This is a genomic window from Corallococcus sp. AB045, assembly GCF_003668895.1.
Taxonomy (GTDB): Bacteria; Myxococcota; Myxococcia; order Myxococcales; family Myxococcaceae; genus Corallococcus; species Corallococcus coralloides.
The window spans coordinates 40,727-49,051 of sequence record NZ_RAWN01000060.1 but is presented as its reverse complement, the minus strand read 5'-3'; the positions used below and the strand labels follow the sequence as shown (position 1 = coordinate 49,051).

Below are 8,325 nucleotides of genomic sequence, written 5' to 3'. Positions count from 1 at the left end.
GGGGGCATCGGAGCGGGCGCGGCGGCGAGCGGAGGGGTGATGATGAGCGGTTGGGGCGCGCTGGGAACCGGCGCGGTCACGACCACGGGCTGGGTCGCGGGCGCCGGCGGCAGCCCGATGAAGGTCTCCCGGCGTCCTTCCGCCGGGCCATCCTGGCGGAACGCCGGCTGGGGCTGCGGCGTCGCGATGGGCGGCGGCGCGGCGGGCTGCATCTGGGTCGCGACCTGCCCCAGGTCCAGCGCCGGCATCGCCACGCGGTGCGTGCGCGACGGCGGCACCGGCGGCGGCCCCACCTGGGACTGGGCGGAGGCCCCGGCCGAGGAGGACGGATCCACCTCCGCCTCGTCCAGGAGCAGCTCCGGCGGCGGCGGCGGGACGCTCATCGGTTCGTCCTCGTCCAGCGGACGGCCGATGTGCGTGGCGTCCTCCGCCGGCAGGAGCTGATCCGCGAAGAAGTCGTCGACCTCCGACGCGAACCGGTCCTGCAGGTCCCCCTCCACCACCCGCTCACCCGTTTCGGTGAGCTTCAGCTGGGCCTCGCGGTCCATGGCGATGTAGTGGAACTTGCGCAGGAAGAAGAAGTAGCTGTCGAACTCCAGCGAGACGGACGGCTCGAGGGCGGCCTTTACGTCGGCCAGCTTGTTCGAGCGTCCCAGGCGGCCGTTCTCCCGCAGATTCTGCAGGATGAGCAGCGCCTCGCCACTGACGGTGTCACGATGGATTGCGGGCTTCGTCATGGGTGCGCGGACTCTACGCGGCACCCGCCCGGCGCTTCAACGTCTGGTGCGACGAAGAAGCGCCTGGGGACTCTCCCGGGCCCTACCGGATGCGCAGGAGCTGCTTCACCGTCTCCAGCACTTCCACGAACCGCACGGGCTTGCGCAGGTAGATATCCACCCCCAGCTGCATCGCCCGGTCCTGGGCCTCCTTGCCACCCGCGGAGATCGCGATGACCGGGATGCCCTTGAGCTCCTCCTCCTCCCGGATGCGCTCCACCAGGGCGAAGCCGTCCATCACCGGCATGTAGAGGTCCAGCATCACCAGGCTGAAGCGGTCCTCGCGCAGCCGCAGCAGGGCATGGTGCCCGTCCGGGGCGAAGTGGACCTCCAGCGGCACCTTCCCGTGCAGGTCGTTGCTCGCGAGCTTCTTCAGCACGTAGCTGTACATCTCGATGATGTGCGGGTTGTCCTCGACGATGAGCACACGGAACCCGTCCTGCTCCGAAGGGGTCACCGCGCTGTCGTTGGGTCCCGCCGCACTCAAGATGTCACCCAGTCGCCGCCGGTCCTGCTCGCTCTCCACACGGATGCCCACGCCGCCCGGCTGATCGGGCGCGGCCAGGCGCACCCACGCCACCGTCCCGGCGACTTCTACCGGATCCAGCAGTCCCGGGAAAGAAAGAGCAAGTCGCAGCTCGTCCCCCACCGCGAAGAGCTGCTCGGTCTGGACGAAGAACCCTCCGGCGGAGAGGTTTTCCGTCACGTCCCGGAGCGGCCGACCATGGGCGTAGTCCACCCGGAGGATGGTGGGGATGCGAGGGTGCTGCCGCTGGTCCGCAGGGTCCAGGCTCATAACAAGGGGTTGAAATCGCTCGGTAATTTGCTGAGGGCGGCCCAGTCTACCGCCGAGGGTTTATGTTGACAACGAAGCCATTGGAGCAATACGTACCGGCCCGCCATGGCGGAGCCCCTGTTCACTCCTGAAGAGCAGAAGAAGTTCGACGCGGGGATCGCGGAAATCCTCTCGCACTACCCCTCTGATCGCAAAAGCGCCGGCATGCTTCCCGCGCTGCGCCTGCTGCAGGACCTCAAGGGGTGGTTGCCTCCTGAAGGTCTTCGGCTGGTGGCGAAGAACCTGGAGGTCACGCCGGAGCGCGCCTACGAGGTCGCCAGCTTCTACGTGATGTACCACCTCAAGAAGCCGGGCAAGTACGTCATCGACGTCTGCACGAACCTCTCCTGCTCCCTCTGGGGCGCGGAGAAGATGCTCGCGTACCTGGAGCAGAAGCTGGGCCTGACCGCCGGGGAGACGAACGACAAGTTCACCCTGCGCGAGACGGAGTGCCTGGCGTCCTGCGGGACGGCGCCCTGCCTGCAGATCAACGAGGATCACCACGAGAGCCTGACCCAGGCGAAGCTGGACGCCATCCTGGCCCGGCTGTCGTGAGTCGCCCCTCCTCCCCCTCGCTTTCCTAGGACGTTCATCCATGGCCTCTACGGCAAAGGCGGTCGAACCCGTCATCTCGGCGGCCTGGGGCAAGCCCCAGTCCTGGACCCTGGACAGCTACCGCTCGCGCGGCGGCTATGACGGGCTCAAGCGCGCGCTCACGATGGAGCCCGCCGCCATCATCGACGAGGTGAAGAAGTCCAACCTCCGCGGCCGCGGCGGCGCGGGCTTCCCCACGGGCATGAAGTGGAGTTTCGTCCCCAAGGACAGCCCCAAGCCCAAGTACCTGGCCGTCAACGGCGACGAGTCCGAGCCGGGCACCTTCAAGGACCGCTACATCCTGGAGAACGACCCGCACATGATGCTGGAGGGCATCGCCATCGCGTCGTACGCGCTGGGCGTGCACACCTGCTACGTGTACCTGCGCGGCGAGTTCAAGTTCCAGGCGGAGCGCACCCAGGCCGCCATCGACGAAGCCTACAAGGCCGGCATCTTCGGCAAGACGATGATGGGCAAGGACTTCGCGCTCGACTGCTTCGTCGTGCGTGGCGCGGGCGCGTACATCTGCGGCGAGGAGACGGCGCTGCTGGAGTCCCTGGAGGGCAAGAAGGGCTGGCCCCGCCTGAAGCCCCCCTTCCCCGCGGTGGTGGGCCTCTTCGGCAGCCCCACGGTGGTGAACAACGTGGAGACGCTCGCCAGCGTGCCCCCCATCCTCGCCAAGGGCGCGGAGTGGTACGCGAAGCTGGGCACGGAGAAGTCCGGCGGCACGCACCTGGTCTGCCTGTCCGGCTCCGTGAACCGCCCCGGCGTCTACGAGGTGGGGATGCACACCACCATCCTGGAGCTGATCCACGACGACCAGTATGGCCAGGGCATGCCCAAGGGCCGCAAGGTCAAGGCGGTCATCCCGGGCGGCTCCTCGGCGCCGGTGCTGGGCGCGGACGAGCTGGACGTGGCGCTGGAGTTCGAGGCGCTGAAGATGAAGCAGACGATGGCCGGCTCCGGCGGCGTCATCGTGATGGACGACGCCACCTGCATGGTGCGCAGCCTCTGGCGCGTGGCCCGCTTCTACGCGGAAGAGTCCTGCGGCCAGTGCACCCCGTGCCGCGAGGGCACGCCGTGGCAGACGCGCCTCTTGCGCAAGATCGAGGAAGGCCGCGCGGAGCTGAGCGACATCGACATGCTGTCGAACGTCGCCTCCTCCATCGCGCCCTACCCCCCCATCGGCCTGGGCAACACCATCTGCGCGCTGGGTGACGCGGCGGCGCTGCCCACGCACTCCTTCCTCATGCGGTTCCGGGACGAGTTCGAGGCTCACGTACGGGAGCACCGCTGCCCGTACGGTGACCACCCCTGGGGTTCCTTCGGAGACTGGTCTTGAACATCGAATTGGTCCTCTTCGGCGTCTTCGCCGTCATGACGCTGCTGTCGGCGGGGCTGGTCATCACCGCGCGGAGCCCCATCAACTCCGCCATGGCCCTGGTGTCGACGTTCTTCTTCCTGGCCGGCATCTACGTGCTGCTCTGGGCCCACACGGTCGCCGCCGTGCAGGTGCTCGTGTACGCGGGCGCCATCATGGTGCTCTTCCTGTTCGTCATCATGCTGCTCAACCTGGGTGACGCCCCGCACCGCGGAAAGCCCACGGCGACGCGGCTCCTGGGCGGCGCCTCCGCGGTGGGCCTCCTGGCCGTGCTGGCCGTGACGCTGGGCCGGATCAAAGCGCCGCCCGCGCAGATGGACGCGCAGGGCCAGGCGGCGTTCGGCACCATGGCGGCCATCGGCGAGACCATCTTCACCACCTGGCTGCTGCCCTTCGAAGCGGTCAGCCTGCTCCTGCTGGTGGCCATGGTGGGCGCGGTGGTGGTGGCCAAGTCCCGCATCTGACCCTCGCGACCTTCCGGACAACCCAATGGTCCCCATCACCTATTACCTCCTGCTGGCCGCGGCCCTCTTCTGCATGGGCATGTTCGGCGTGCTGGTGCGCACCAACGCGCTGGTCGTCTTCATGTGCGTGGAGCTGATGCTCAACGCGGTCAACCTCACGTTCCTGGCCTTCGCGCGCATGCACGGCGAAGGCACCGGTCACGTGTCCGCCTTCTTCGTCATCGCCGTGGCGGCCGCGGAAGCGGCCATCGGTCTGGCCATCGTCATCGCGGTCTTCCGCAGTCGCGGATCCGTGAACGTCGACGACATCCGGACGATGAAGCACTAACGCCCCGTCACCCCTGAGCCCATCCATGGACGGAATCGTCGAGTTCTTCAGAACCGCACCCATCCCCCCCGAGGTGTTTTCGCCCTCGCTGGGGTTGATCATCCTGCTGCCGCTTCTGGGCGCGTTCGTGTGCGGCGTGTTCGGCAAGTGGCTGGGCCGGGCCAACGTGCACCTGGTGGCGTGCTCCGCCATCGCCGGCGCCTTCGTGCTGAGCCTCCTGGCCTTCTGGGCCACCAGCGACGCCGCCGGCGGCCGCGTGGTGAGCATGGCCAACCCGTTCGGCATCGAGCGGGACACCATCCGCTACGCCATCGCGCACGACTACGGGACGTGGTTCGCCGCCGGTGACTTCCGGGTGAACTTCGGCCTGCTGGTGGACCACCTGTCGGGCATCCTGCTGCTCATCATCACGGGCGTGGGCTTCCTCATCCACCTGTACTCCACCAGCTACATGGAGCACGACGATGGGTACTGGCGCTTCTTCGCGTACCTGAACCTCTTCGTCGCCGCGATGCTCACGCTGGTGATGGCCGACAACCTGGTCCTGCTCTTCGTGGGCTGGGAGGGCGTCGGCATGGCCAGCTACCTGCTCATCGGCTTCTGGTACACGGACAGCGCGAAGGCGTGGGCGGGCCGCAAGGCGTTCGTCACCAACCGCATCGGTGACTTCGCGTTCCTCATCGCCACGTTCCTGCTCATCCTCACGGTGGGCGCCTTCAACCGCCAGGCGGACCCGCGGGACTACAACGCGGCGTCCACGTCGCGCGCCCGCTACGAGCAGGGCATCTCCCAGAAGGGCCCCGTCACCTTCAAGGGCCTGGAGAAGCTGGCCCTGGCCCTGCCGGAAGGCACGGGCGGCGCGGTGTCCCTGGCCACGCCCATCGAGTCCGGGCCGCTGGCGGGCTACACCTTCGGTGGCGTGATGACCGCCACGATGCTGCTGTTCCTCCTGGGCGCCGCGGGCAAGAGCGCGCAGCTGCCGCTCTACGTCTGGCTGCCGGACGCGATGGCCGGCCCGACGCCGGTCTCCGCGCTCATCCACGCCGCCACGATGGTGACCGCGGGCGTGTACCTGTTCTGCCGCATGAGTGCGCTGCTCGTGCTGTCCCCCACCGCCATGGCGACCATCGCCATCGTGGGCGCGCTCACGTCACTGCTGGCGGCGCTCATCGCCTTCGCGCAGGACGACATCAAGAAGGTGCTCGCCTACTCCACGGTGTCCCAGCTGGGCATCATGTTCATGGGCGTGGGCATGGGCGTCTTCTGGGCCGCCGCGATGCACCTGATGACGCACGCGTTCTTCAAGGCCTGCCTGTTCCTGGGCGCCGGCAGCGTGATGCACGGCAACGGGGACGAGACGGACATCAAGAAGCTGGGCGGCCTGTGGAAGGAGATGAAGTGGACGCACGCCACGTTCCTCATCTCCACGCTGGCCATCACGGGCATCTTCCCCATCATGTCCGGCTTCTTCTCCAAGGACGCCATCTTCCACGGTGTGCACCACAACCACCTGCACGGCCTGGAGTGGGTCTCCGGCTTCGTCTACGTGCTGGGCCTGCTCATCACCGCGTCCACGGCGTTCTACATGTCGCGCGTCTACCTGCTGACCTTCACGGGCAAGCGGTCCCCGGAGGCGAAGCTGGCGCACGCCCATGAGAGCGCGTGGCACATGACGCTGCCGCTGGTCATCCTGGCGTTCCTCGCCTTCGTGACGTTCGTCTACGCCCTGCCCCTGATGCCCCGCACAGGCGGCGGGACGCAGCCGGTGTTCGAGAACTTCCTGTCCCCCGTGCTGCGCCCGGCGGAGACGGTGGCCCGCGTGGCCAAGACGGTGCAACTGGACACCAGCTCGCCTTCCGTCGGGGACTACGCCTTCGCGTGGATGTGGGCGCTCGCGGGCGGCGCGGCCGCGGCGTTCGCCTACCTGAAGTTCTTCCCCTCGCGAGTGGGCCAGCCCGTGCCGGCGTTCGCCCGCGCGGTGCGCCGCACGGCGCTCAACAAGTTCTACGTGGATGAGCTCTACGAGTTCATCCTCATCCGGCCGGTGAAGTTCGTGGCCTTCATCCTCTTCCGCGTGGTGGACGCGCTCGTCATCGACACGGTGCTGGTGCGTGGCACCGCGTACGTCACGGAGAAGGTGGGCCTCGGGCTGCGCCGGCTCCAGACGGGTGACGCGCAGGCCTACGCCGCCATCATGGCGCTCGCCATCCTGGGCGGCGCGGTCTACGCCCTCGTGCAGGTGCTTTCATGAGCTTCTTCGACACCCACCTGTTGAACGTCGTCATCTACCTGCCGCTCGTGTTCGCGGCGCTGGTGCTCGCGCTGCCCGCCAGTGAGCACGGGCAGGTCCGCGCCATCACCTTCGTGGGCATGCTGCTGGACCTGGTGTTCGGCGTCTGGGCGTACTTCCGCTTCGAGCCCTCCGGCGCGGAGTTCCAGATGGAGTACCGCGTCCCGTGGTTCGAGCAGTTCGGGATGAGCTACCACCTGGGCGTGGACGGCCTGGCCGTGAGCCTGCTGCTGCTGACGGTGTTCCTGGGCCCGCTGGTGGTGCTCGCCTCCACCACGTACATCCAGCACCGCATCAAGGAGTTCCACCTGGCGCTGCTGGTGCTCCAGACGACGATGCTGGGCGCGCTGGCGTCGATGGACGTCCTGCTCTTCTACATCTTCTTCGAGGCCATGCTCATCCCCATGTACCTGATGGTGGGTGTGTGGGGCGCCGAGGACCGGCGCATGGCGGCGGTGAAGTTCTTCCTCTACACGCTGGTCGGCTCGCTGCTGATGCTGGTGGCCATCGTGGCCGTGTACTTCATCAGCGGCGGCCCGGGTGTGCGCTCGTTCGACTACGGCACGCTCTACAACAACCTGCTCGCCGCCAATCAGCAGCTGGCCGCGTGCGCCAACGGGCCGGAGGGCGCGTGCGCGTCCCTCACGGGTCTGGCCGCCACGCTGCACACCTACGGGCCGTGGATGTTCGCCGCGTTCGCGCTGGCGTTCGCCATCAAGGTCCCCATGTGGCCGGTGCACACCTGGTTGCCGGACGCGCACGTGCAGGCGCCGGTGGCGGGCTCCATGATCCTGGCCGGCGTGATGCTGAAGATGGGCACCTACGGCTTCTGGCGCTTCGCGATTCCGCTCTTCCCCGTGGCGGCGCACGCGGCCCGTCCGTTCCTCGCGGTGCTGGCCGTGATTGGCATCGTGTACGGCGCGCTGATGTGCCTGGCGCAGCGGGACATCAAGAAGCTCATCGCGTACTCGTCCGTCAGCCACCTGGGCTACTGCATGCTGGGCCTGCTCGCCGTCACCGGTGAGGGCGCCACGGGCAGCGCGTACCAGATGCTCAACCACGGCATCTCCACGGGCGCGCTGTTCCTCCTGTTCGGCTTCCTCTACGAGCGCCGCCACACGCGCCTGATGTCGGACTACGGCGGCATCGCCAAGGTGATGCCGGTGTTCACCGCGGCGTTCGTCATCATCACCTTCTCGTCGGTGGCGGTGCCGGGCACCAACGGCTTCATCGGCGAGTTCCTGGTGCTGATGGGCACGTTCAAGAGCACCCTGCCCCTGGGCTTCGGCGCGTTCGCCACGCTGGGCGTCATCCTGGGCGCGGCGTACATGCTGTGGATGGTGCAGAAGGTGTTCTTCGGCAGCATCACGCACCGGGAGAACCAGCACCTGCGCGACATGAACCTGCGCGAGATGCTCACCACGGCCCCCTTCATCGTGCTGGTGGCGGTGATGGGCCTGATGCCGCAGCCCTTCCTGGACCGCATCGCTCCGTCCACGGACCGCTACGTGGCGCGCGCCAGCGTGGGCGCTCCGGGCGCCACCCAGGCGAAGGACGACCAACTGCGCGTGGAGGTGATGTCGCTGCCCTCCACCGCCGCCGCGGCCCGCCCCTCCGTTCCCGCCGCGCCGCTCGCCGTTCGCGAGTAGGCCCCGAA

7 protein-coding genes and 1 pseudogene are annotated in these 8,325 nt (G+C 68.0%); 6 read left to right on the top strand and 2 right to left on the bottom strand.

All coding sequences use genetic code 11. The features are described from left to right. Window positions 1-737: pseudogene (locus D7Y21_RS16825) on the bottom strand (serine/threonine protein kinase); the annotation flags it as partial. Window positions 738-819: 82 nt separating this feature from the next. Then, on the bottom strand, window positions 820-1,572 hold the full coding sequence (locus D7Y21_RS16820; protein WP_120562013.1) for a TIGR02266 family protein: 753 nt from the start codon (window positions 1,570-1,572) through the stop codon (window positions 820-822). Between the two features lie 105 nt (window positions 1,573-1,677). On the opposite strand from D7Y21_RS16820, the gene nuoE reads away from it, so the two are divergent. From nuoE to D7Y21_RS16790, 6 genes are read left to right on the top strand one after another with little or no spacing between them, the layout of a single operon-like run. Continuing rightward, window positions 1,678-2,166 carry an NAD(P)H-dependent oxidoreductase subunit E gene (gene nuoE, locus D7Y21_RS16815; RefSeq protein WP_120562014.1) on the top strand — a complete coding sequence of 163 codons (489 nt, stop codon included), beginning with the start codon at window positions 1,678-1,680 and terminating at the stop codon, window positions 2,164-2,166. Window positions 2,167-2,206: 40 nt separating this feature from the next. Then, window positions 2,207-3,547: an NADH-quinone oxidoreductase subunit NuoF gene (nuoF, locus tag D7Y21_RS16810; protein ID WP_120562015.1), complete on the top strand. Its 1,341-nt coding sequence runs from the start codon at window positions 2,207-2,209 to the stop codon at window positions 3,545-3,547. Continuing rightward, complete coding sequence (locus D7Y21_RS16805) at window positions 3,544-4,050, top strand: NADH-quinone oxidoreductase subunit J (protein WP_121714340.1); 507 nt, start codon at window positions 3,544-3,546, stop codon at window positions 4,048-4,050. Before nuoF ends, D7Y21_RS16805 begins: the two co-directional genes overlap by 4 nt. Window positions 4,051-4,075: 25 nt before the next feature. Continuing rightward, the gene (nuoK, locus tag D7Y21_RS16800) at window positions 4,076-4,378 is read left to right on the top strand and encodes an NADH-quinone oxidoreductase subunit NuoK (RefSeq protein WP_120527355.1); all 303 of its coding nucleotides are present in this window, start codon (window positions 4,076-4,078) and stop codon (window positions 4,376-4,378) included. A gap of 25 nt (window positions 4,379-4,403) precedes the next feature. Continuing rightward, window positions 4,404-6,629, top strand: a complete 2,226-nt coding sequence (gene nuoL, locus D7Y21_RS16795) for an NADH-quinone oxidoreductase subunit L (RefSeq protein ID WP_121714338.1) — start codon at window positions 4,404-4,406, stop codon at window positions 6,627-6,629. Further along, on the top strand, window positions 6,626-8,317 hold the full coding sequence (locus D7Y21_RS16790) for a NuoM family protein (protein ID WP_120562018.1): 1,692 nt from the start codon (window positions 6,626-6,628) through the stop codon (window positions 8,315-8,317). The genes nuoL and D7Y21_RS16790 overlap by 4 nt, the downstream gene beginning before the upstream one ends. Window positions 8,318-8,325 lie beyond the last annotated feature (8 nt).

Coding starts and splice junctions, on each gene's coding strand:
- D7Y21_RS16820 (WP_120562013.1), bottom strand. CDS start 1,572: ATGAGCCTGGACCCTGCGGACCAGCGGCAGCACCCTCGCATCCCCACC.
- D7Y21_RS16790 (WP_120562018.1), top strand. CDS start 6,626: ATGAGCTTCTTCGACACCCACCTGTTGAACGTCGTCATCTACCTGCCG.
- nuoE (WP_120562014.1), top strand. CDS start 1,678: ATGGCGGAGCCCCTGTTCACTCCTGAAGAGCAGAAGAAGTTCGACGCG.
- nuoF (WP_120562015.1), top strand. CDS start 2,207: ATGGCCTCTACGGCAAAGGCGGTCGAACCCGTCATCTCGGCGGCCTGG.
- nuoK (WP_120527355.1), top strand. CDS start 4,076: ATGGTCCCCATCACCTATTACCTCCTGCTGGCCGCGGCCCTCTTCTGC.
- nuoL (WP_121714338.1), top strand. CDS start 4,404: ATGGACGGAATCGTCGAGTTCTTCAGAACCGCACCCATCCCCCCCGAG.